The 24,004-nt window shown below is 38.8% G+C and carries 18 protein-coding genes and 1 riboswitch; of the genes, 9 read left to right on the forward strand and 9 right to left on the reverse strand.

Going from position 1 to position 24,004, the window contains the following annotated elements; all coding sequences use genetic code 11:
- The first annotated feature begins 17 nt into the window (after nucleotides 1-17).
- Nucleotides 18-779 (forward strand): class I SAM-dependent methyltransferase, encoded by a 762-nt coding sequence (locus tag ESZ39_RS01230; RefSeq protein ID WP_146877969.1) that lies wholly within the window; start codon nucleotides 18-20, stop codon nucleotides 777-779.
- A 78-nt stretch (nucleotides 780-857) separates the two neighbouring features.
- On the forward strand, nucleotides 858-1,616 hold the full coding sequence (locus ESZ39_RS01235; RefSeq protein WP_146877970.1) for a Nif3-like dinuclear metal center hexameric protein: 759 nt from the start codon (nucleotides 858-860) through the stop codon (nucleotides 1,614-1,616).
- Between the two features lie 167 nt (nucleotides 1,617-1,783).
- Here the strand turns inward: ESZ39_RS01235 and ESZ39_RS01240 are convergent, their stop codons facing one another.
- Entirely contained in the window at nucleotides 1,784-2,536 is a 753-nt protein-coding gene (locus ESZ39_RS01240) for an ElyC/SanA/YdcF family protein (RefSeq protein WP_146877971.1), read from the reverse strand.
- Nucleotides 2,537-2,796: 260 nt separating this feature from the next.
- A riboswitch (Lysine riboswitch) is annotated at nucleotides 2,797-2,989 on the forward strand.
- Between the two features lie 260 nt (nucleotides 2,990-3,249).
- Here ESZ39_RS01240 and lysC point away from each other — a divergent pair.
- The gene (gene lysC, locus ESZ39_RS01245) at nucleotides 3,250-4,626 is read left to right on the forward strand and encodes a lysine-sensitive aspartokinase 3 (protein WP_146877972.1); all 1,377 of its coding nucleotides are present in this window, start codon (nucleotides 3,250-3,252) and stop codon (nucleotides 4,624-4,626) included.
- Between the two features lie 180 nt (nucleotides 4,627-4,806).
- On the opposite strand, the gene queC is transcribed toward lysC, so the two are convergent.
- Nucleotides 4,807-5,463 carry a 7-cyano-7-deazaguanine synthase QueC gene (gene queC / locus ESZ39_RS01250; RefSeq protein WP_146877973.1) on the reverse strand — a complete coding sequence of 219 codons (657 nt, stop codon included), beginning with the start codon at nucleotides 5,461-5,463 and terminating at the stop codon, nucleotides 4,807-4,809.
- 67 nt (nucleotides 5,464-5,530) lie between these two features.
- Here queC and queE point away from each other — a divergent pair, with 67 nt between their 5' ends.
- A complete protein-coding gene (gene queE, locus ESZ39_RS01255) occupies nucleotides 5,531-6,205 on the forward strand; it encodes a 7-carboxy-7-deazaguanine synthase QueE (RefSeq protein WP_146877974.1) in 675 nt (224 codons plus the stop codon).
- 136 nt (nucleotides 6,206-6,341) lie between these two features.
- On the opposite strand, the gene pdsS is transcribed toward queE, so the two are convergent.
- Nucleotides 6,342-8,573, reverse strand: coding sequence for a proteobacterial dedicated sortase system histidine kinase (gene pdsS / locus ESZ39_RS01260; protein ID WP_146877975.1), 2,232 nt, complete (start codon nucleotides 8,571-8,573; stop codon nucleotides 6,342-6,344).
- A gap of 5 nt (nucleotides 8,574-8,578) precedes the next feature.
- Entirely contained in the window at nucleotides 8,579-9,292 is a 714-nt protein-coding gene (gene pdsR / locus ESZ39_RS01265; RefSeq protein ID WP_146877976.1) for a proteobacterial dedicated sortase system response regulator, read from the reverse strand.
- A gap of 257 nt (nucleotides 9,293-9,549) precedes the next feature.
- Between pdsR and pdsO the strand changes: the two genes are divergently transcribed.
- Nucleotides 9,550-10,392 (forward strand): sortase-associated OmpA-like protein PdsO, encoded by an 843-nt coding sequence (pdsO, locus tag ESZ39_RS01270; protein ID WP_191321676.1) that lies wholly within the window; start codon nucleotides 9,550-9,552, stop codon nucleotides 10,390-10,392.
- Between the two features lie 308 nt (nucleotides 10,393-10,700).
- On the opposite strand, the gene ESZ39_RS01275 is transcribed toward pdsO, so the two are convergent.
- Complete coding sequence (locus ESZ39_RS01275) at nucleotides 10,701-11,126, reverse strand: DoxX family membrane protein (RefSeq protein ID WP_146877978.1); 426 nt, start codon at nucleotides 11,124-11,126, stop codon at nucleotides 10,701-10,703.
- A gap of 418 nt (nucleotides 11,127-11,544) precedes the next feature.
- Nucleotides 11,545-13,653 carry an ATP-dependent DNA helicase DinG gene (gene dinG / locus ESZ39_RS01280; protein WP_146877979.1) on the reverse strand — a complete coding sequence of 703 codons (2,109 nt, stop codon included), beginning with the start codon at nucleotides 13,651-13,653 and terminating at the stop codon, nucleotides 11,545-11,547.
- Nucleotides 13,654-13,736: 83 nt separating this feature from the next.
- Here dinG and ESZ39_RS01285 point away from each other — a divergent pair, with 83 nt between their 5' ends.
- Together ESZ39_RS01285 and ESZ39_RS01290 are read left to right on the forward strand one after the other, a co-directional pair.
- Nucleotides 13,737-16,184, forward strand: a complete 2,448-nt coding sequence (locus ESZ39_RS01285) for a DNA polymerase II (protein ID WP_146877980.1) — start codon at nucleotides 13,737-13,739, stop codon at nucleotides 16,182-16,184.
- Nucleotides 16,185-16,613: 429 nt separating this feature from the next.
- Nucleotides 16,614-17,801, forward strand: coding sequence for a cystathionine beta-lyase (locus ESZ39_RS01290; protein WP_146877981.1), 1,188 nt, complete (start codon nucleotides 16,614-16,616; stop codon nucleotides 17,799-17,801).
- 678 nt (nucleotides 17,802-18,479) lie between these two features.
- Here the strand turns inward: ESZ39_RS01290 and ESZ39_RS01295 are convergent.
- Nucleotides 18,480-19,181 carry a transposase gene (locus ESZ39_RS01295; protein ID WP_146877982.1) on the reverse strand — a complete coding sequence of 234 codons (702 nt, stop codon included), beginning with the start codon at nucleotides 19,179-19,181 and terminating at the stop codon, nucleotides 18,480-18,482.
- Nucleotides 19,182-19,423: 242 nt separating this feature from the next.
- Here ESZ39_RS01295 and ESZ39_RS01300 point away from each other — a divergent pair, with 242 nt between their 5' ends.
- Nucleotides 19,424-20,710 carry a hypothetical protein gene (locus ESZ39_RS01300; protein ID WP_146877983.1) on the forward strand — a complete coding sequence of 429 codons (1,287 nt, stop codon included), beginning with the start codon at nucleotides 19,424-19,426 and terminating at the stop codon, nucleotides 20,708-20,710.
- Nucleotides 20,711-20,832: 122 nt separating this feature from the next.
- On the forward strand, nucleotides 20,833-21,330 hold the full coding sequence (locus tag ESZ39_RS01305; protein ID WP_146877984.1) for a regulatory protein RecX: 498 nt from the start codon (nucleotides 20,833-20,835) through the stop codon (nucleotides 21,328-21,330).
- A 224-nt stretch (nucleotides 21,331-21,554) separates the two neighbouring features.
- On the opposite strand, the gene ESZ39_RS01310 is transcribed toward ESZ39_RS01305, so the two are convergent.
- A complete protein-coding gene (locus ESZ39_RS01310; RefSeq protein WP_223270194.1) occupies nucleotides 21,555-21,956 on the reverse strand; it encodes a CBS domain-containing protein in 402 nt (133 codons plus the stop codon).
- Nucleotides 21,957-22,572: 616 nt separating this feature from the next.
- Nucleotides 22,573-24,003: an alkaline phosphatase gene (locus ESZ39_RS01315; RefSeq protein WP_146877985.1), complete on the reverse strand. Its 1,431-nt coding sequence runs from the start codon at nucleotides 24,001-24,003 to the stop codon at nucleotides 22,573-22,575.
- Nucleotide 24,004: the final 1 nt, after the last annotated feature.

The following is a 24,004-nucleotide window of genomic DNA, read 5'->3' on the forward strand; positions in this document are numbered from 1 at the left end:
TTCGACTGTTTAATATAATGAAGCCAGCACTCGCGTTTAGGCCCCCTAATTATCCAAAATCTTGGCAGAAGATACCCAATGGTGACTTGATAGTTGCCAATATTAATCAAGTACTAGCCCCATGGTGGCCAAAGTTTTTTGGCTATCATATGCTGAAAATTGGCGCTTTAAGCGGTGAAATAGCGAGTGTAGATAGCCCCATTAAGCATCAATTAACCTTAACTAACCAGGTGGGGGGAAGTGATATTATTGCTGAAATTGATGATTTACCGTTATTAAAGCACAGTGTTGATGTCTGCGTGTTAGCGCATGCTTTGGAGTTTTCGTTAGACCCTCATCATGTGGTGCGTGAAGCGAACCGAGTATTAATTCCTAATGGCTATTTAGTGATCACTGGATTTAATCCTTTTAGCTTAGCTGGCCTTAATCAATTTATTCCTTATAGGCGCAAGCAAACACCTTGGAATGAAAGATTTTTCTCACCCATGCGAGTGAAAGATTGGCTACACTTGATGGGCTTTGAAATCCAATTAGATAAACGGTTTTTACATTCGTCATTATCTGGGCAACTTACTCAAGGTGTTTTTTGCAACCATTGGCAGAATATAGCCACACGTTATTTTCCAAGTTTAGGCTCTGTTTATGTCATTGTGGCGAAAAAGCGCGTATTACCTTTAACGCCGATCAAACCCAAATGGCAACTTAGGCCTCACTTTGAACCGGTAAAGGTACCAACGATGAACTCATCAAGAAAAATAAGTAAAAAATCCAATCAGTAATGGTAAAGCAGTACTGAATATAATAACTAAAAACAATACTAGATATAACAACTCAATATTTAAGGTCAGAATTAATTAATGCAACTTCATGAATTTGAAAACTATTTAAACAGCTTATTAAAGCCTGAACAAATTAAAGATTTTTGTCCAAATGGCCTACAAATTCAGGGGCGAGACAAAGTCAGTAAGGTTATTACGGGTGTTACCGCGACACAAGCGTTAATCGAACAAGCGATTGCTGAAAAAGCCGATGCCTTAGTGGTGCACCATGGCTTTTTTTGGAAGAATGAAAGTTATGTCATTCGCGGCATGAAGCATAAACGCATTAAGGCGTTATTGGCAAATGACATCAGTTTATTTGCTTATCACTTACCTTTAGATATTCACCCAAGCTTAGGTAATAACGCTCAGTTAGCGACGTTATTTTCAATCAATAATGTTGCGCCATTGGAAGAGGGTAACGCTTTGAGTGTTGCTGTGCGTGGAGACTTTAACAGTGCACTTAGCCCACAAGCACTTGAGCAACGTATTAATGAAAAGCTTAACCGAACTTGCTTGCACATAGCACCACCATCAAATAAAGCCATTAAAACGGTTGCTTGGTGCAGCGGTGGCGGGCAAGGCTATATTGAGTTAGCAGCTGAGCAGGGCATAGACGCTTTTATCAGTGGTGAAGTTTCTGAGCAAACCACTCATGTGGCGCGAGAAATGGACATTCACTTTTATTGTGCTGGCCATCATGCCACCGAGCGCTATGGAGCTAAAGCTTTAGCTGAACATTTTAATCAACACTTGCCACTCGAAGCTAAGTTTATTGATATTGATAATCCGGCATAAGCGGCGATTATCAATAGCAATATAGCTGTAAGATGAATACTGCTGATCATGCAGCACTATTGTGTTTTGTATTTAGCTAGCGTTATGAAAATTTGTCGCTGCACTATGGTGTCTTTGTCATTAAGTAGCGCTGTGCAAATTGCCGCTATTGCTTGATTTGTCAGCCGTTAGCCTTTAAACCATTGCACAATCCGCCCAAGCGTTTCGTACCAAGCCGTAGTGGTTTGTTGTAACTTTTTAGCATGCGGTAAGTAATAAGACCATGGGGTAAGTCCATTGCTTTTAACCCATGGGCTTGCCGGTGCCGGTATTGCATTGACGCCATATCGTTGAAAATAGGCCATGGCTCTGGGTAAATGATTTGCACTAGTGACGAGTACAACATTTTTATTTAACACCCGTGGTGCGATAAGTTGCGCTTCTTCTTCAGTATCTTGTGGAAAATTTTCGGTTAATATTTTATTTTTTGGCACACCTAATAATATCGCTGCTTGCTTAACTTTTTCCGCATTTGAACTAACATCGCCACCCGAAAAACCTGAGGTAATTATTTGTGCTTCAGGGTGCAATCGGTAAATACGAACAGCTTCAACTAACCTTTCTAGTGAACTAGACTTTAACTCACTGGTTGCAGGCAAACCCTGAACGCTGGTGTGAACACCGCCTAAAATAATAATATAATCAACCGGTTTATTGCTGCGGGTAAACGCGGGATAATTATCCTCTAATGACGCCATGATGTTATCGGATAAAGGCGGGAAGGTACTCAAAAACAAAAAAGTGGTTGCGCTAAATAGCGCCCAAAAACTCAACTTTGGTTTTAAACGATAAAAAATAATGGCGATAATTAACAGTAATATAATTATGCTCAGTGGCATGATCATTAAGCTGATAATTTTTTTTAGTAGAAATAGATCCATGTTACTCAGTCCAAAATAGGGTATAAAAATAGGATAATAAGTTGCAATATATTCAAGCATAACAATTATAAGACCTTGAAGCAGTAGCTAATTGTGACAAACTATTTTATTTGGACGTCTAAAAGTCTGTTGATATTTAATTTTAGATAGGGTTTAATGACTGTGTTGAAAGTTAGAATTTTTATTCCACTTTTATAATGCCTTTATCAATCAGGTATGATGATGTTGTTAATGAAGTAGTGCAGAAATAGACAAACTTTCGCACCAGAAGAGGCGCAATTGCCAGGCAGGTAACATGAGGACCCAATCCTTTGACTGTTACTGAAGGGGACATTTGCCGAGAATATTGATATGGGGGCATATCATATTCGGTCGCTAGGGCTGAATCCTTAGGGCTGTCACCGCTAAAAAAACACAAGTTTTTTTAGCATAGGGTGGAGAGCTTCTGGCTGAATAGTACCGACTGAATAACTGGTTTTAACCTAATTCGCTCTACGCTCAGTCATGCTCTTCCTGTTAGTTATTTGCCTGTTAGATTTGCTATATTTAATAAAATACCATCAGCAATGCAGGCGTTTAGGAAGAATTTTTATGTTAATATCCCATCTTACCAGCCTTAATCGTCTTAGCGTTAGCACATTATTATCCAAATATACATCTTGCGATAAACTCGAATGTTTAACCATTCAAGCTCGAACTCATGGAGAATTTGTATGTCTGTAATCATTGATCATACCAATACTGAAAATATTACCGTTGCAAAGTTTGGTGGCACCAGTGTTGCTGATTTTCATGCGATGTTACGCTGCGCGGACATTATTAAAAACAATAGCACTAACCGCTTAGTGGTGGTGTCAGCCAGTGCCGGTGTTACTAATCATTTAGTACGTTTAAGCCAAGCAGACGTTTCATTAAGCGAACAACAACAAATTATTACCCATATTGCTGATATTCAATTTGCCATAACTCAACATTTTGATCACCATCAAGCCATTGATCAAGAAATATCTGGCTTGTTAAATGCTTTACGCGCTTGTGCTGAGCAACAAGCCAAGCAATACAGCACAAAAACCAGTGATGAAATCCTTAGTTTTGGTGAACAATTTAGCTCACGAATTTTTGCCCAAGTGCTACAACTCGTCGATGTTAATGGTCATTATTTTGATGTTCGCCAAGTGATGAAAACTGATAGCTTATATGGCAAAGCGCAAGTTGATTTAACTCAATTGGCGGCTAATACTAAAACACTACTTTACCCCTTACTTAATGAACAAGTTATCGTTACGCAAGGTTTTATTGGCTGTGATCAGCAAGGCAATACTACAACCTTAGGCCGCGGTGGCTCTGATTACAGCGCAGCGTTGTTAGCTGAAGCGGTTCAAGCCAGTAATTTAAGCATTTGGACTGACGTGGTGGGTATTTTTACTACCGATCCACGGATAACAGATCAAGCACGTTCGATCAATGAAATTAGTTTTGGTGAAGCGGCAGAAATGGCAACCTTTGGCGCGAAAATTCTCCATCCAGCAACACTAATCCCCGCTATGCGACAAGATATTCCTGTTTTTGTCGGTTCAAGTAAAGAGCCTAATGTGGGAGGCACCAAAATACAGCGCCAAGTTGAGTCTAACCCTACCTATCGTTCCATTGCGCTGCGACGCGAGCAAACCTTAGTGACAGTCAAAAGCCCAGAAATGCTCCATGCCAGTGGTTTCTTAGCGAAAGTTTTTACCGTATTAGCAAAACACCAATTAAGTGTTGATTTAATTACCACCAGTGAAATCAGTGTCGCGCTAACCTTTGACAACCCTTATGGCTCAACACAAGCTTTGTTAACTCAAGCGGTGGTAGAAGAGTTAGAACAACTTTGTGAAGTCAGTGTAGAACATGGTTTAAGTTTAATAGCGGTGATCGGTAATAAAATTCACGGCACTAAAGGTGTCGGCAGTAGTATTTTTGACAAAGTGAATGATTTTAATATTCGCATGATATGTCACGGCGCGAGCAATCATAATCTTTGTTTTCTTGTGCCAGAAGCAGATGCTAACCAAGTGGTTGAGCGTTTACACAGTACGTTATTTACCGACTAAGTTTACGGTCAGTAGATGGGTATATTGTTTAAGCCATGAAAAATAATTAGTGCAAAGCTAAGCACTGAAACATAGACACAAAAAAGGGACATTTTATTGTCCCTTTTTACATTTTACTTAACTAGCTTGAGTCAGCTAGTGCAGAAAATCAGTTTAATCAATAGCTTTTATCAAATAAGCTTATTCGTAAGCTAACGGGTCGGTGACATTATTGTCAGCAAAGGCTGCTAGGCGTTCTTGACATGCGCCACACTTACCGCAGGCTTTTTCTCGGCCATTGTAACAAGTCCAAGTGTCATCGTAGCGTAAGCCCATTTTCAAACCATCAGTTAAAATATCAGATTTACTATTGGCTAAATAAGGGCTAAAGATCTCAACCGCTTGATAGTTGGCGATTTGACAAACCTCATTCATTTTCATAACAAATTCAGGTCGACAATCAGGATAAATCGCATGATCACCCGAATGGGCACCATAATAAACTTGCGCCGCTGCTACCGATACCGCATAACCCACCGCTAACGAGAGTAAAATCATATTGCGATTAGGTACAACCGTTGACTTCATACTTTCGGCTTCGTAATGACCTTCAGGAATGTCAATATCATCAGTTAAAGACGATCCCGCTAATAACTGATTAATTGATGAAATATCAATAACCTTATGAGCAACCCCCAGTTGTTGACAAACTTTACTGGCACAGGCAATTTCTTTCACGTGTTTTTGGCCATAATCAAAGGTTAATGCATAGACTTCTTTGCCGTCTTTTAAAGCGCGGTGCAGTACGGTGAATGAATCCATGCCACCAGAAAAAATTACTACGACTTTATTACTCATATTTGCAGGTCTCTTGGGGTATAATAAACTTGCGCATTCTACTAGAAATTATCTAAGCATTAAAGAAATGACCACACGTTATAAAATAAATGAATTGTTTGAAACTCTGCAAGGCGAAGGCTCATTTACCGGCCAACCGTCAATTTTCCTTCGTTTACAGGGCTGTCCTGTCGGTTGTTCTTGGTGTGATACTAAACATACCTGGGACATTCATCCTGAATTGGAAATCACCAGTAAGCAACTGTTAAGTAAGATAGAAGAGACCGAACAATGGTCAAATTTATCATTAGATGATATTGCCGCAATTTTTGTTAAACAGGGCTTTAACGCTAAACATATTGTTATTACCGGTGGCGAACCTTGCATGGAAGACTTAACCACCTTGTGTTTATATTTTGAAGCACAAGGTTATAGCTGTCAGGTAGAAACCTCAGGCACCTTTGAAATTAGAGTTTCTACACAATGTTGGGTTACTGTGTCGCCAAAAGTGAATATGCGTGGCGGTTACAAAATTTTAGCCAGTGCTATGCAAAGGGCAAATGAAATTAAACATCCGGTAGCTACTGAGCAACATATTGACGATTTAAAAGCGTTATTGGCAACACATCAAGTAGAAAACAAGCAAATTTATTTACAACCGATTAGCCAAAAACAACGTGCGACCGAGCTTGCTATTGCCGCTTGTATTAAAAATAACTGGCGCTTATCGGTGCAAGTACACAAATATATTGGTATTGAATAGCCTTTGTCTTAGTTTCAATAATCTGAGTTGCCATGATCAAATTTGCAATAGCCGTAGCAACAATAGCCGTAGCAACAATACCCGTCAAAGCGCGGGTTTAATTGTCAGACAAACATCAGAGCTTAAGCCGTTAACATTATTTTGTTAATGGCAAGGTAATAATAACCTCAACGCCTTGTTGAGTTTGCTGGTTCACTGCTTTTATCGTGCCGCTATGAAATTGACAAATTAAGCGCGCAATATACAAGCCTAAGCCCAAATGGGGCTGTTCATTATTGTGTTTTTTCCTGATTGATACCATAGAGTCAAACAGCTGTTCACTCATTTGTTCAGGCAATAACTCACCGTTGTTACTTATGGTTAAAGTGATCTGGTGATTATTACTGGCGACGCTAGCGGTAATTTTTTTATCGTCAGAAAACTCTACCGCATTGGCAATCACTTTATCTAATAACTGCGCTATATGTTCTGGTGAACCGAAAACTTGATGTTTTCCTGCTGGCATATCGCTAAATGAAAAATCTATCTTAGGGTAAATCAAGCGATAACCTTGCATGCATCCGTTGAAAACCTGACCTAAGTCGAAGACACTTTTGTCAGTATTTTGTAACATTTGCTCTATTCGGGTCGCTTCATTCATATTGGTTAAAATTAAGCTTAAACGTTCAATACCATGTTGAGCACGCACTAAATAAGGGTTTTCAATGGCGATTTCTTGGCTTTTATCGCTATTAGCTTGTGTTGCTGCGCTGATACTTTGTTGTTGCATGGCTAAGGTTTCTAACGAGGTTCGCACTACGGCAATGGGCGTGCGCAATTCGTGCGATAAACGTGACGACATATTTTCTAAATAGTGATTATATTGACTCAGGCGATTAACGGCGGTGGAGAAACTACGCGACAAATCACCAATTTCGTCATTGGTATTTGAGGTATCAACATTGCCACTGATGCGACCGTGTTCGTCAATCGCCATTTCAGCTTGATTACTTAAGGTTCTGATCCGATTTGAAATGCGCGAGGCAAACAAAAAGAATGCCAACGCGCCCAATAACATAATGGCCAGAATAGAACTAAAAAGCTTTTCAAGCGCTTGGTTTCTTAAGGTGCGAATGCCATTGGTGGTTTCCTCAACAATAACAGCACCTTTAACCTGTTCATCAATAAATATTGGGTAAGCGGCTGATAGCACCACCGCCTGTTGATCTGTGCTTAAACGCCACTGTGACATAGGCTCACCGGCTAAAGCACTTTTGATATGTTTGCCCGTGAGGTTTTCTGAGTCATAAAGTTGGTCGATAAAATTACTGGGCGGTTGCGTTAGTATCCTTTCATATAACGGTTTCAGTAGTTTATTTTCAAGGTGATGCCAGGTGGCTAATATAAAATTATCATTGGTATTATCAACACGTTTGTTATTAATGTTAACGCGCTTATTCCACACACCGCTGGCTTTTTTTATATTACCTGTGGTGGCCAATACACGATGATGTTGGTCGACCACCCAAATGCTAGAATTGGTATAACTCATGCCTTTAACAATGCGCTCAATTTCGGGCGAGGGTACTAAAATAGTACCTAAAGTGTTGGCAGAACTCGGGTCTGCTGAGCCTAGCGAGGCTTGAATGCTACCTAAGGGGCTATCAACGTCGTGCACCGCAAAAGCGATATTGTCGTTAAACTCAGTTAATGGCACACGCACTTCAACATTATAACCTTGCGCGGTATTTCGCCAATGTCCTTGAATTTGCCTAGCAGGCTCAGGAATATCTGCCTTAATATCGGTAATACGATAAGCATCTATCCAGCCCGTAGTTTTATTGCTGATAATAAAGCGACTAAAAACACCTTGTGGATTAATAAAAGCCAGCTCTAAGTGGTCATTATTAATAATGCTGCGGGCATTGCTGTCACGATATATGACTTTGTCGTCAATCACCCCAAAGTATAAATACAAATACTGACCATAAGTGCCAACCGCTGCGGTAAAATTTATTGATAATTGTTCAGGTGTTAGTTGGCTATAAAGTTGGTTTTTTTGCTGGTAAAAGTGCGCTTTGTTAGCAAAGTCGGGCCAGTCTTGATTTAAACCGTCGAGTTGAATCGGTGCTGATAAGCCGTAGCTATATAGGTCTTTACCTTTCTCAACGCTAGGTAAAAAACTGGCTTGATTATTAAACAAGTTTGCTCGCTCATGCAGCGCGGTAGCAAGCGCTCTGGCTGTGCCGATAATGGTTTGCTCTTGGCCATAACGTAGGTATTTTTCCATTTCCCAAACATATTGATAACCAAACCATGGAATGGTGAATAGAAAGCTCGAGAGTAACAGCAGCTTACTTCTTAAACCAAAACGCCATCTCATTGTCATTGTGCTTAGTTACCTGAGTTTTCTTTGGCGCTTTGGTTCCAGCGATAACCCATACCATAAACCGTTTCAATACAATTAAAGTCGCTATCGATATGAGTGAATTTTTTGCGCATACGCTTGATATGCGAAGTAATGGTTGAGTCATCAACATAGATGTTTGAGTCTTGCATTAACTGGCTACGATTTTTTACATGGCCGGGATGTTTAGCTAAGGCGTATAACATCCAAAACTCAGTAATAGTTAAATCTACATTGTGCTCTTGCCATTGAATACTCATGCGCTGACTATCCACGGTTAACGGCCCAATAGTTAACATATAGTCGGCTTGTTGCGGTTTACCTAAGGCGTCTTGGCGACGAAATAGTGCGGCAATACGGGCAGACAAGTGCGGTAAGCTAATATCTTTGGTGAGATAATCATCAGCGCCAATACGTAAGCCCGATACCGTATCAACGTCACTATCACGCGCGGTTAAAAAGATAATAGGCAAGCTTGTCGACTTGGATCGCAACCATTGGCATAACTCAAAGCCAGCATCATATTCGTGTTCAAGGCCAATATCTAAAATCGCTAAATGAGGTAAGCGTAGATTAAACGCTTGCATAGCACTTGCCTTATTAGCGTAGGTTTGTACTTGATAACCTTGTAGGCGCAGTACATCAGCATAGTTTTCTCTGATGGCGGCATCATCTTCAACAATAGCGATCCGTTTCGACATGGCTGTTGCTTATCCTTTATCTAGTTGTGGGTAAAATCTGGCTCAAATAATATCGAATAAACGCCACCGATGCTGCTAATTGTTGTCATTGCCATAATGTTGCCACATTTGCTCACTGAATTGCCATGTTTGTGGCCTTTAGTCGTCGTTTTTTTAAGCTTTAATAACACCATCAAAAACAAACAAGCGAATTAAGGGTTTAGTTCGCGACTATCCATCAACTATTTATACCAACACTATTAATGAGAGACACGATTATGACAAGACAATTAACTACAGCAAATAACCGCAGTGTAAGCAAAACTTCTCGAGCCAAAACATTGCTTAATGTTGCTTTAATTTCCGCCTTAACGGTCAGCCCCGTCTTTGCAAGTTCATATGAAAAAACAGCGCAAGATAAAGTGCAGCAAGATAATTCAGCACAATTGAAGGAAGAAATTGGCTTTGGCACAGGTATGGTTATTGGTGCTATTTTAGGTGGGCCTATTGGCGCATTTATCACTGGAGTCGCCGGTAATATGATTGCAAAAAACATCAATGCCACCGATAAAATTGAAAGTTTATCAACTGCCTATAGTGCAGAGAAACACAGTAGTGCAGTATCGTTAGCTCGCTACCAAAGCCAAATTGAGCAAGCAGAGCAAGGCTATCAAACTGAGTTATTAGCGCTAGAGCAAAACTATCAAGCGGCGAGTCAGTTACAAGCACAAAACTTATTAATGAGCTTACAGTTCTCTACTGGCTCAAGTGAAATTAAGTCACATTATCAAGCACAAATAGAAAGTTTAGCGCGCATTGTTCAACAATCACCTAATTTGAGCTTAGATCTTTCTGGTTATACCGATAAACAAGGCAGTGATGAACTAAACCAAGCGCTTTCATTAGCGCGTATTAATGCGGTTAAAAATGCACTGATTGAGCAAGGTGTTAAGGCTGAGCGCATTAGCTTATTTGCTTTTGGTGAACAGCAATCTGTGGTGGCATCATTAGATAAAGAGGTGAGTTTTTATGATCGCCGTGTGGTTATCAAGTTAAAAAATACTGCGTTAGCAAATGATGCCATTAAGCAAAAAAACTCACAAACGGCGCAGAACTTTTAATGCTACATATTTTAAGGTGTAAATTTTAAGGTGTAAACTTTATATTTTAATTCTGTATAAGAAGCTAAGAAAAATATAGTTTAAAAATAATTAAAACTAGCTGCAATAACAAAAGTTAACCAACCCCAAGCATTAAATTTTTTGATAAAATTGGTTGAAATAAAAATAAAAGCCAAGACGTCTTGTCTTGGCTTTTGGTTTGGTTTTAACTTAAATTTTAACTTAATATTTACGCTATAAAGTGAACAGAACAAGAGCTTTTGGCAGGCTTTATAATGAATAGTTACTAGGCATTCGTTATAAATAGGTTACTTTCCTAAAGTAAATTTAGTATCAGCATCTCGAAGTAAATATAGCGCTGCACAAGCCGCTAACATAGGCCATGCGGCGAAAAACAATAAATTATTAAAGGCATCAATATACAGCGCGTAAGCTGATAACGTTGAACCCGCATGCATCAGAAAAATCAAACCGTAACTGAGGCGTTTTTTAATGCCAAATAAAAATGCGATAACCAATATTAATTGTAGCGCACCTAAGCAATAAGCAATGATGTCATTAAAGCCGCTGATTTTATAAAAATGTTCGAAAATTTTAATACTATGAGCAGGGTTAACAAACTTATCTAGCGTCCAAACAAACATCACGATAAACACACCGAGCCGTAAAAATAGTAATGACCATTGCAAGTTGCTTTGTAAGTTTTTGTTGGTTAGGGGATCAGCTGTCGACATATAAATTCCTCAATTAAATAAAAGTGTTGATAACAATGTTAAAGACCGAGTAATCAAGCTTAAATTTCAATGTCATGCTTTTTTAATGGCTTAAAGGTATTTGAAACACCATGATAATTGTCTAGATATTGTTTACAACCGGTAGATAAATGGAAACACCATGAGGTGTTGTTATGCTAATTTTTATCTAGCTCAGATTGATGGAGCAAATAATAAGGGATTAGCCTCATTATCTGCAACCATCGCATTATACCAGTTCCATTAAGTTTGTGATCTTGTTGTGCGCAGGAAAAATAATTCAAGGTAAGGCGCTCGATTGAGCAATAGCTGGCTATTGGGAGTGAGAGCAACACAGCCTTGAGCTATTTTAACTAGTACAAGTGAGCAATAACTTAATGGGATTGGTATTAGTCATCTACTATTCAATAACTCGCTTAAATGGCGGTAAAGAGTTTAATAAGTCTTTACCGTAACGTTTATTGACCACACGCCGGTCCATTAGCGTAACAACACCATAATCTTTTTCGTTTCTCAGTAGTCGTCCGGTAGCTTGAATCAGTTTTTTTGAGGTTTCAGGCACTGAGATAGACATAAACGGATTACCACCTTTAGCGGTAATGTATTCAGCTTGTGCTTCTTCTACTGGCGATGATGGCACTGAAAACGGTAGCTTGGTAATAATTACATTAGTGAGATAGTCGCCGGGTAAGTCCAAGCCTTCAGAAAAGCTTTGTGTGCCAAAAATAATGCTGTCTTCTTTTTTGTCACAAAGCGCTTTATGAGTTTCAATAATTTTTTGTCGAGACTGCTCACCTTGCACCAAAATACTGAGTTTGGTTTTTTCTCGCAGGGCGGTAACAACTTTGTCCATTTGCCAATAGGAGGAAAATAACACTAAGCTCGCTTTACCGCGTTTGATTTGTGCGGGCAATTTGGCAATTAATTCGTCAGTGAACTGATCCGCACTCGGCTCATATTGCATTTTAGGCACAATCAGCTGCGCGTTGTTTTGATAATCAAAAGGTGAGTCAACTTTTTGATATTGGCTACCGTCATCAGTTCTTAAACCTGCTTGTCGGCGAAAATGATCGAATGAGTTCAAAGCGAGAATAGTGGCAGAGCACAACACTGCGCCCTCACATTTAGACCACAGCATATTTTCTAAGGTGAAACCCACTTCAATAGGCGAACCGCTAATTAAATAGTCGCTACGTTTGCCTTCAATTTGCTCCAACCAACGCGCCATAGGGGCACCTTTGTCGCTATCAGTTTTGGCATACATTTGCCATAAGGCATTAAAATTTTCTAAGCGTTGGATCATAAAGCCAGACTCGGCCAACAATGGCTCAGCTAAATACATTTGCGTATCGCCGTCTTTCACCGATTCCATTAGCAGGTTATAAAGCTTGTTTAAATGCGTCAAACATTTTTTAGAGCTCTGAGTTAAATCTTCTGCCCAATCTTTTAATGTTTGCGGAATAATGCCGTTTTCAAAACGAAATTGCAGTGGTTGGTTTTGCATCTGCTTACTATTTGTTACCGGTTGGTGAAAATAAAGGCTGCGATTATTATCGATAAAGCTCAACACTTTTTGCATGTCAGCTAATATATCTTGGCAATCGTCAGCCATTTTTATTGAAGGAGAAATGGCACTATTTGAATTGATCAATTTTGCGATTTTATCACCGGTTTCTTGCAGTTTACTAAGCCAGTCGATTGCGCCCTTAAGTGTGAGGTTTGCACTGGAGTGATCTCTGGTCACTTTTGGCAAGTGGTGCGCTTCATCAATAATATAAAAAGTATCTTCAGGAGCTGGTAATATTTTACCACCACCAAGTTCTAAATCAGCCAGCAGTAAACTATGATTAACTACTAAGACATCAGCAGCGTCCATGGTCTCTCTGGCTTGATGAAATGGACAATGACTATGCTCTGAGACATGCTTTAAGCAACTATGTTTATCGGCTTGTATTTGTTGCCAAATATGATGATTAACTGACTCTGGCCAAGCGTCAATATCACCAGGCCAAGCGTTGTCATTGAGCGCTTGGTGCATCTTATTTAAAGTGCGAATATCACTTGCTTGAGGCTTTTCTGCGAAGGTAAAACCGGCTTGTGGACTGTCGTCATTCGCTACCGCTAGGGCGAGTTTCTGCCGACAAACATAACGTTGGCGTCCTTTTGCCAAAGTAAATTTAAAGTCTAAACCACTGTGTTTTTTCAAAAAAGGCAGATCCTTATCAACCAGTTGCTCTTGCAATGCTACGGTCGCGGTTGCGATACAGACTTTTTTGTTGCGACTTAACGCTAACGGAATCGAACCAAGTGCGTAAGCTAAAGACTTACCCGTACCTGTGCCCGCTTCAATAGTAATAATTTTACGTACTTTGTCGTAATCACCCGCTAGCGTTTTGGCAATTTCAGCAATTAAAAAGGTTTGCTGTTTACGCGGATTAAAGTTAGTTAGGTTTTCACCTATGCTTTTATAGGAGGTTCTAATAACTTGTTTAATTTTATCGCTTAACATCGCGGCTGTAGTTTCCTATCGACAAAAGATGATTTACACTGCTGTATATATTAACAGTTTGTCATTAACAATTAGAACCATTAATGCAACTTTCTCCTGAAAAATTTGCTCAATCAGCACAATCGTCCGCTAGCAGCCGTGGTTTTCTGTTAACCCGAAATGCAGCAGATAGAAACAATCATATTGAAATTACCCTGTGGCTGAAAACGCCACAAGGGCCGGTGCAATTGATTATTGATAACGAGCGTGCTGTTTTTTTTGTTGAAGTCAGTGATGTAGAACATGCTAGAGAAGTTTTAGCTAAACAAGGTCTTAACCCTGATGAGATAAAAGCGCTTGCGCTGAAAGCCTTTAATCAAGCCGCAGTAGCAGCAGTGTATTTTTTAACTTTGCGTGATTTTTACCAAGCCCGCGCCGTGCTAAAGCAAAAGGGTATTAAATGTTATGAAGATGACATTCGCCCGGATGACCGCTTTTTAATGGAGCGCTTTATTACCGCAGATATCACCTTTGTTGGACAAGCGGTAAATTTAACTTTAGCCAACAATCAAGCTTACCAGCGCTTTGAGCAGGTTAAATGTAAAGGTATTGATAAAGCGCAACAAACAGAGCTTGAGCTTTCGAGTGTATCGCTTGATATTGAATGTTCCATGTCGGGTGACTTGTATTCTATCGGCCTATATAGCGAGCATTGTCAGCAGGTGTTGATGATTGCCAATGCAGACGAAATAGCCCGCGAGCAACAAGCTACCAGTGTTATTGATATTGTCTGGCAGGCTAATGAACAAGAGTTATTAGTCAGCTTATTAGCTTGGTTCTCCCAACATGACCCGGATATTGTGATGGGTTGGAACGTGATCAATTTCGATTTTGCTTTATTGCAAAAGCGTTATGATTTACATGGACTTAAATTTAGCATTGGCCGAGACGGTAAAGCGCCTCATTGGCGTAAAAATCAAGCCAGTGAGCAAAAATTTATTGAAATTAGTGGCCGGGTAGTGCTCGATGGTATCGATTTATTAAAAAGTGCTACTTATAACTTTCCCAGTTTTTCACTTGATAATGTCGCGAATACCTTATTAGGTATTGGTAAGAAAGTTGACGATGTTGAGCACCGAATTCAGGAAATAACTGAAAACTTTCATCATGATAAAACAGCGCTGGCGATTTATAATTTAGAAGATTGTCGCTTAGTGCTGTTAATTTTTCAACATACGCAGTTATTAGAATTTGCCATGCTCAGGGCGCAATTAACGGGGTTAGCCATAGACAGAGTTGGTGGCTCGGTCGCCACGTTTACCAACTTATATCTGCCTAAATTACACCGTAGTGGTTATATTGCGCCCAATATGGGTGATGGCGATCAAGGCTTTGAATCACCGGGTGGCTTTGTCATGGACTCTACCCCTGGACTTTATCAAAACGTGTTGGTGCTAGATTTTAAAAGCTTATATCCCAGTATTATCCGCAGTTTTAATATTGACCCTATGGGCTTAATTGAAGGTTTAAAGTCGCCAGAAACAGCGATAGCAGGCTTTGATGGTGCCTATTTTTCAAGAGAACAGCATTTTTTACCCGGTATTATCACTGAGCTTTGGCAAGAGCGTGATATCGCCAAAAAAGATAATAACGCCGCTTTGTCGCAAGCGATAAAAATTATTATGAATTCATTTTATGGTGTTTTAGGCTCAACCGGCTGCCGATTTTTTGATCCTCGTCTATCTGGCTCCATCACTAAACGCAGCCATAGTATATTAAAAACCACTAAATCATGGATTGAAGCAAAAGGTTATCAAGTTATTTACGGCGACACTGACTCAATATTTGTTCATGCTGGTAATAATCAAAGCGCGGAGCACAGCAGGGCGCTTGGTAAAAATTTACAAGACTACATTAACCAAAAGTGGCAAAAGTTACTTAAAGAACAGTTTAATATTGTTAGTGAACTTGATATTGAATTTGAAACCCATTTTAGTCAATTTTTAATGCCCACCATTCGTGGCCAAGACATAGGGACAAAAAAACGCTACGCAGGTTTAGTGCAAAAAGGTGATGAACAACAACTTATTTTTAAAGGTTTAGAGAGTGTTCGTACCGACTGGACCGAGTTAGCCAAGCAATTTCAACGCACTTTGTATTTGAAAATTTTTAATGACGAACCGGTTGTCGATTACATCAAGCAAATGGTCGCCGACACCTTAGCTGGTAAGCATGATGATTTACTTTATTATCGTAAACGCTTGCGCAGAAAACTTGAGCTTTACGTTAAAAATGTGCCGCCACATGTTAGAGCAGCAAGGCTAGCCGATGAAATTTATAAACAACAGGGCAAAGCGCTTAAGTATCAAAATAAAGGCTGGATTGAATATCTAATGACCATCAACGGCCCACAAGCGAAAGGTTGCCAGAGTGCAGCCTTGGACTATCAATTTTACATTGACCGACAATTACTGGCGGTAGCCGATGCTATTTTACCCTTTATTAATACCAGTTTTGATGAAATTACCAATAGCCAAATGAATTTGTTTTAGCGCTAAAGCTGATACTTGAGCTAACGGTTAGAGTTATAGCCTTTTAATAAAGGCTTTGCTCTTAAGGGCTAAAATTTATAAGGTCAACAACTCCTCACTGCAGGTTATATCCGGTATTTATTTCCCATTAGAAAAGTAGATCACTTAATTAACCCAATGAGTCTTACTCATATGATACTATTTTATTCCCATAATGCTATTCACGACTATGTTATGACAAAATAAAGTGTGCTTCTTTGCCTGATTCGCGATACAAATATCTATAGATGGTTAGACAGCTATAATAACTTTAAAAAGTCTAAACCTTAGAAAGCTGAAGTTTAAAATTAGTTAGCAAATTTTTGAATTGTCAGCCTTGCTTGATGTCAAAAGGATCCGTACCTTATCGAGCGATATCCAAAAAATGCAACCATGGAATGTAACCTAGAGATGAAAAAAGAAACAAAACTTATTAATGCTGGCCGTAAAAGCCAGTGGACACGTGGTGTTGTTAACCCGCCAGTAGAGCGTGCCTCTACGGTGGTATTTAACTCGGTTAAAGAAATGAAGCATGCGACAGCAAATAAAGCTAATCAGGTGTTGTTTTATGGCCGGCGCGGTACGTCAACGTCGTTCGCTTTTTGCGATGCGATGACCGACTTAGAAGGGGGAGCAGGTTGTGCAATATACCCGTCGGGTACTGCAGCAATCACTAATGCGATATTAGCGTTTGTTAAAACCGGTGATCATATTTTAATGGTTGATAGCACCTACGAACCCACCCGTGATTATTGCGATAAAGTATTAGCTAAGTTAGGTATTGAAACAACTTATTATGATCCACTGATTGGAAAAGATATTGAAGCGTTAATTCAAGCAAATACCCGAATTGTGTTTTTAGAATCACCAGGCTCAGTGACTATGGAGGTGCAAGATGTTCCCGCCATAGCTGAAGTGGCTCATCGGCACAACTGTATCGTGATGCTAGATAACACTTGGTCAGCGGGGGTAAATTTTCAACCCTTCGATTACGGTGTTGATGTTTCAATTCAAGCGGCGACAAAATATATTGTTGGCCATTCAGATGTCATGTTAGGCACTGCAACGGCAAACGCTGAGTATTGGCCACAATTGCGTGAAAGTAGCTATATTATGGGGCAATGTACGTCACCGGATGATTTATATTTAGCCATGCGCGGCATTAGAACATTAAGCGTGCGTTTGCAGCAGCATCAAACTAGTGCGCTTAAAATTGCGCATTGGTTGTCAACACGCCCAGAAGTTGACACTATTTTGCACCCAGCACTGCCATCCTGCCCAGGCCATGAAGCGTTCAAACGTGATTTTACTGGCTCAAATGGTTTGTTTTCGTTTGTATTGAACAAGGGTAATCAAGCGGCATTAACCGCATTTTTAGATGGCTTGGATCATTTTAAAATGGGCTATTCGTGGGGCGGTTTCGAAAGTCTTATTTTAGGTATTTCAAACGTTAACAATATGCGTACTGCCACTACTTGGCCATATCAATTCCCTTTGATTCGTTTGCACGTAGGTCTGGAAAATGTTGATGATTTAATTGATGATTTGGAACAAGGCTTTGCGCGTTTTAATCAGGTGCTTGAGCAACAAGGTAACTAATATCAAGTTAGCATTGTAATCGCGAACTTAAGCATAGCAAGTGATTACTAAGAGCCAGTAACAAACTTTGTGTAATGGCTGATGTTCGAACTATCGAACAACTATCGGGGTCAGAACAAAGTTAAATTAACTTTTTTCGCCATCCAAGTTTCCTGCCTGGCGGTAAAGGATGTAAGCGTCTACCTGTTAGTGATGTCAGTTCGCTTTTAGAAACTATCGGGGTCAGAACAAAGTTAAATTAACTTTTGCGCCATCTAAGTTTCCTGCCTGGCGGCAAAGGATGTAAGCGTCTACCTGTTAGTGATGTCAGTTCGCTTTTAAATCTATCATTACCTAAGGCCATACCAAGGCCATACCTGACTTAGTGGCTGCTCTAATGTCTTCTAACAATTCCCCATCGACATGACAAGTAAATAAACTACGATAGGTGGCTTGGCGCTCAGTATTAACTATCGGGGTCAGAATATTAACTATCGGGGTCAGAACAAAGTTAAATTAACTTTTAAATAACTATCGGGGTCAGAACAAAGTTGAATTAACTTTTTGCGCCATCCAAGTTTCCTGCCTGGCGGCAAAGGATGTAAGCGTCTACCTGTTAGTGATGTCAGTTCGCTTTTAAATCTATCATCATATCTCGGGGTCAGAACAAAGAACTAAACTATCGGGGTCAGAACAAAGTTAAATTAACTTTTTTCGCCATCCAAGTTTCCTGCCTGGCGGTAAAGGATGTAAGCGTCTACCTGTTAGTGATGTCAGTTCGCTTTTAAATCTATCATTACCTAAGGCCATACCTGACTTAGTGGCTGCTCTAATGTCTTCTAACAATTCCCCATCGACATGACAAGTAAATAAACTACGATAGGTGGCTTGGCGCTCAGTATCATTAAGACCTAACGCGGTGTATAAAAGATGTGGAGTGCATAAATTTGAAACCTTACCTAATGCATTAATCTGATAGCTAGACCAAACATATTCAGAAGGCTCTGCCACCATCGAGGCCCTAACTGGGTTTAGCTCAATATAACGATAAAGATGAAGTAGGTACACTTCATCTTCCACTAAGCAGGACTTAAAGCGTCCTTCCCACAATGTCCCCGTTCTTTTATAGCTATGATTAAAGTATCTGACATATTGCCTACCCAAAGCCTGCATCATTTGACTAACGCCATCTTCTTCGCGCGGCGTACACAATAAATGGACGTGGTTAGTCATCAATACCCAAGCGTGAATAGCAACTCCAAACTTAACAGAAAACTCTTTTAACCAAGCAATATAAGCAAAAAAATCTTGTTCACTGCCAAAACAAATTTGACGGTTATTACCCCGTTGAATAATATGTTGTGCAATACCAACTGGGCAGATACGAGGTAAACGACTCATTAGGATGTCCTTGTCATTGAGTTAAGCAAGTAACAAGTATAGCCTATGCATTATTTAACTTTGTTCTGACCCCGATAGTTACTTAGCCTATGCATTATTTAACTTTGTTCTGACCCCGATAGTTACTTGTTTTCATCCTTCGCCTTGTTGTAATATGTGAGAAATCATAATTGTAGTCAGCATTATGATAAAGTGGCTTGTGATCCGTCTTCTACGTATAGTATTTGATAAAAGAGAGTTGAATGAATAATGTTTCGCCCATAAGAAAAGGTTTATTTCAACTTTTATATTCTGTGATAGAAATAGGTGTTTGCCGAGTTATTACTAGCAAATCTTCAAAGCTGTTAGCGAGTTTAAAAAAAACCTATATTGAAAATATCCCTGAACATCATCAAGTTGTTTTTTTACCAGGAAAAATTGAGCACCTTGATGATTTAACTTGTGTTTTAGTAACAGCAGGTATCGCTCAGTTTTCCTCAATAGAAAATAACGAACAATTCCTTGAAAATGCTAAGCAATATTTAATTGAAAACAAAGATAAGGAAGTTATCACTATTTGGGCATTTGAAAATGCTGATTTGATTTCAAGTGATATACATTATCTCTTAGGACAACTACTGGCATGGCAACGCTATGGTAGCTCATTATTGACTATTGAATTATGGGGTCATACATTACTAGAGAAGTCATATAGCTCAGGGGAAATTAGTCAATATTATCAAAGTAAAATTTATCCTATTAATCTTGATGAAAACCTCAATCTTAAGTCCAAAATCGCCTTGTTTAACTTCAAATCAATTAACTTTAAGCTGTTCATTGCCTTGATAGGGGGATTACTTTTAGGCCCACAAATAAAACCTTTGCTAGAGAATTTTTCAAATATTTATAATAGTTCAGCACAGCCAACAGTAAATTTAGTCAGTAATATAGAAATAGATAAACTAACGCCAAAAGCAATAGTGGCAGAGCCTGCCTTTGACGATGTGGATGATAATAATAGCCAAAAAGAAATACTTAAACAATCAAACTTCCTAACACTTAACGAGGGTATAGAATTTAAAGAAAACAGGCAAAACCTCGCTATAACACTAGCAAGTAATACAGACGAAACAAATAATATAAGTGAAAAAAACAACGATAAAATGCACAATAAGCAAGTTGTAGAGCACATTGTAAAAGCAGACCCCCCCCACTGGTACTTTAAATTATCACCTAGTGACTGGCTAAGTGAATATAATATTAATTTGAATCATCAATTACAGACAGAAAATAATCAAATCTATATTCAGTACGGCGTATATCGACATAAACGTTCTGTTATAAGATTTGCTACAGAAAATAAATTGTTAAGCGATTATTATCATTTATGTTATTCCTCTGATTGGCAAATGGTGGCGTTGATGACAGGTGCTTATCAAGGTTATCGTCAAGCATTTAAAGACTTGATTAAGATAAAAGAGCAGGGCTTTGATGGAGTTATTGTTAACTCATCTTATTTAAATGCATGGCAATGTAGTAATCAAAACTAATAATCATCAGAAGGTATTTTACCGGCTCTAAATGAAAAATTAGATAGACATTTAATGAGTAAGTGTTCTGGTTTGGATTAATTTTATGATAAACACGACTTTTAAAGTAGCAAAGCACTCACATGTATAAAAAAACAAATAAAAAAGATACAAAGCCGCAAGTGATTTCTTATGATCGGGTCAAATCCTATATGATTTGGATGATTGAGAGGTATGGTGATTACTCAGCAAAAGCGTTACTTCAAAAAGCCAATATGTTATTTAAAGATGATACTCAATTTAATGAGCCAGCACTTAGTTATCTGATAGAACATGACATTATTAATGATTTTCGCTATGCAACACGCTTAACTACCAGCTTTTCAGAAAAAAATATTGGTGTTAATAAAATCAAAGAAAAACTGTATATAAAGGGGTTTGCATCTAAAATAATTAATGATTGTGTCGAGGCGCTAGAAACGTCTGATGATGAATATTTTGCCAAGGCGCTTTCATTAAAGATAAGAAAGTTTGGTGAAGAACCTATTGAAGATATAAAATTAAAGCAAAAAGCGCTGCGGCATTTAATAGCTAAAGGTTTTACCTATTCAATCGCCGATAAAGCGATCAAATTCAGTTAACAACACTATAGAAAATACTTTTAATTTAACTAATTAGATAGCCAAAATAATCAAAAATAGAGGCTAAAGACACATAATTAATTATGGCTAGAGCATAATGCTATAAAGCTTATTGCTAATGAAGCTAAAAATAGGGTACGCGGTTAGCTAATAAAATCAATGCGCTCAAAGTCATCGACTTTATTAGCCGGTACCGTGATAAAAATTTGTTACAGGCTTAAAATTTACTTATTAAATTTATTAACCGCGGTGAGCAATTGCCGACAAGATACCTGCCCAACTAACTTACCATCTTCAATAACGGGTCGACGACGGTGTTTTTTTAATAGCATATCCTGAGCGACATTGATAATGTCATCACTAGGATGAGCCACAACTATATTTTCTTTAGTCATATATTCACTGACCAAACCCACACCAACATTATTGTAAGTGCTTTCGAGTATGGCGGCTAAACAATCCATTTCGGAAAGTACGCCTATGAGGACTTTCTTTTCATCTATTACGCAAACCCCTGAAACTTTATTATCTATGATGATTTTCATCGTATCTAACAAATTATCATCACCTTTGACCTTGATCGGGTTAGTGATCATATAATCGCGTAAATCAACTGATTGAAGCATGGTAAATCACCTTATAATTTAGTAATAATTATCATTATGTAAAAAGATAGGCTGGATGTCTTTTTGAGCTTAAGATTCGGCCACTCAGCTTAATAGAATATAAACGTCATATCTAATATAAGTCAAAGAATACTATAAATATTTTTATAAAAAAGTTAACTGTTAAACAATGAAACAAGTGAATAAATAAGCTTTGAAGATATATAAGAAGCTATATTTAGGTTACTTTAATGCTCAGCCAAGTTGCAGTAAAAGTAAAAAATCCCTTATATTTTAGGTGGTTGACCATAAACCCCTTCGTTCTACTGTTAACGATGGCAAGCTCTAATACCAGTTCCATTAAGTTTGTGATCTTGTTGTGCGCAGGAAAAATAATTCAAGGTAAGGCGCTCGATTGAGCAATAGCTGGCTATTGGGAGTGAGAGCAACACAGCCTTGAGCTATTTTAACTAGTACAAGTGAGTAATAACTTAATGGGATTGGTATAACTTAGCTTTGCAGGTAAACACACTTCAGGACGGGATAGGGTAAAAGAAATACCGAGCAAGTTATAGATGATTTATAAACCACTCGGTATTTTTACTTTGTTTTACTTTTTTGTAGGTATAGCGCTGTTTTATTTTTTACCTAATAGAGTGAAAATTTTCTTGGCAATGTCAGTATTATCTTGAAAACCTGAAAATATTTCGCTGCCTTTACCGAAGGCAAATACAGGTACATCGATACCAGTATGTGTACCTGAAGGACTAATTGATCCCCAACCTGTATTGGTTTTTACATCAATAATTTTGGTTATAACGTTAAGCACAGATTGGTAGGGTCTAGGTTCCCTTTTACCTTTTTTAACATCAGTAGCCAATAACTTAAATTGCTTAATAATGCCGTGGTCAGCAAGTTTAGCTTGTTGTAAATTTCCCATGTCTGTGGCTGTTATTTCAAAGGACAGTAATTCACCCACTTGTGCAAGTGATAACTCCTTAGTGGTAAATCGCTTTGCCACTGTTGTTGGCGATATGGTCATGCTACGTAAAAATTCGGGCTTCCATAAATATTTACTGTTGATATCAGCGTTAGAACGCTCAGTTTTTTTACCGATACTTAAACCACCAGTACTATGATCTGCGGTGACTACGACTAATGTATCTGGATGTTCTTCCACATAAGTTTCAAGGTATTCTAAGGTTTTGGCTAAATCGTCCATTTCATGCATAGCGGCGGCAACATCTCGAGCATGTCCGCCGTAATCAATTTGACTGCCTTCAATTAACATGAAAAAGCCTTTACTATTTTCTAACTGCTTTGTTGCTGCTTGCGTCATTGTTGATAGGCGGTGCTTATTGGTATCATCTAATGCCCAAGATAAGCCGGTTTTATCAAATAAACCTAGTACAGGTTTATTTGCTGGAATAGTGCTTATTTCACTATATTTATCAATATAGTGAAAACCTGATTGTATAAACTCATCAACAAGATTTCTATCTTCACGGATAAAATATTTCCAGCCGCCACCAAAATATAAGTCGGCTTTAATACCATCATCGATGTAACTATCGGCAATAGCATTATAGTTATAGCGATGAACATTATGAGCTAAATAAGCAGCAGGGGTGGCATGATTAATTTGCAAGGTAACGACGACACCGGTTTTCTTACCACTTTGTTTGGCATATTCCAAAACGGTTTCAACGGCTTGTTTGTTAACGTCGACACCAATAGCGCCATTATAGCTTTTAACACCGGTTGATAATGCGGTAGCACTGGCAGCTGAGTCGGTAATGTAGCCTGACTCAGCTGCTGGATAGGTACTGCTATTGCCAACAAAGTTACGGTCAAACACTGTTTGCTCTATTTCTGGGGTATTAGGGTCGTCATTAAAATAGCGATAGGCGCTGGTATAGGCTGGGCCCATACCATCACCAATAACCATAATGATATTTTTTGGTGTACTTGCTGCAATAGTGTTTGTTTTAGCATGATCAGATGCTTGTAGTTGACCACAAGACATGATCATCAAGCTGGTTAATAAGGTTGGAATGAATTTTTTCATA

This window comes from Colwellia sp. C1TZA3 (assembly GCF_007954265.1).
In the GTDB taxonomy this organism is placed as follows: Bacteria; Pseudomonadota; Gammaproteobacteria; order Enterobacterales; family Alteromonadaceae; genus Cognaticolwellia.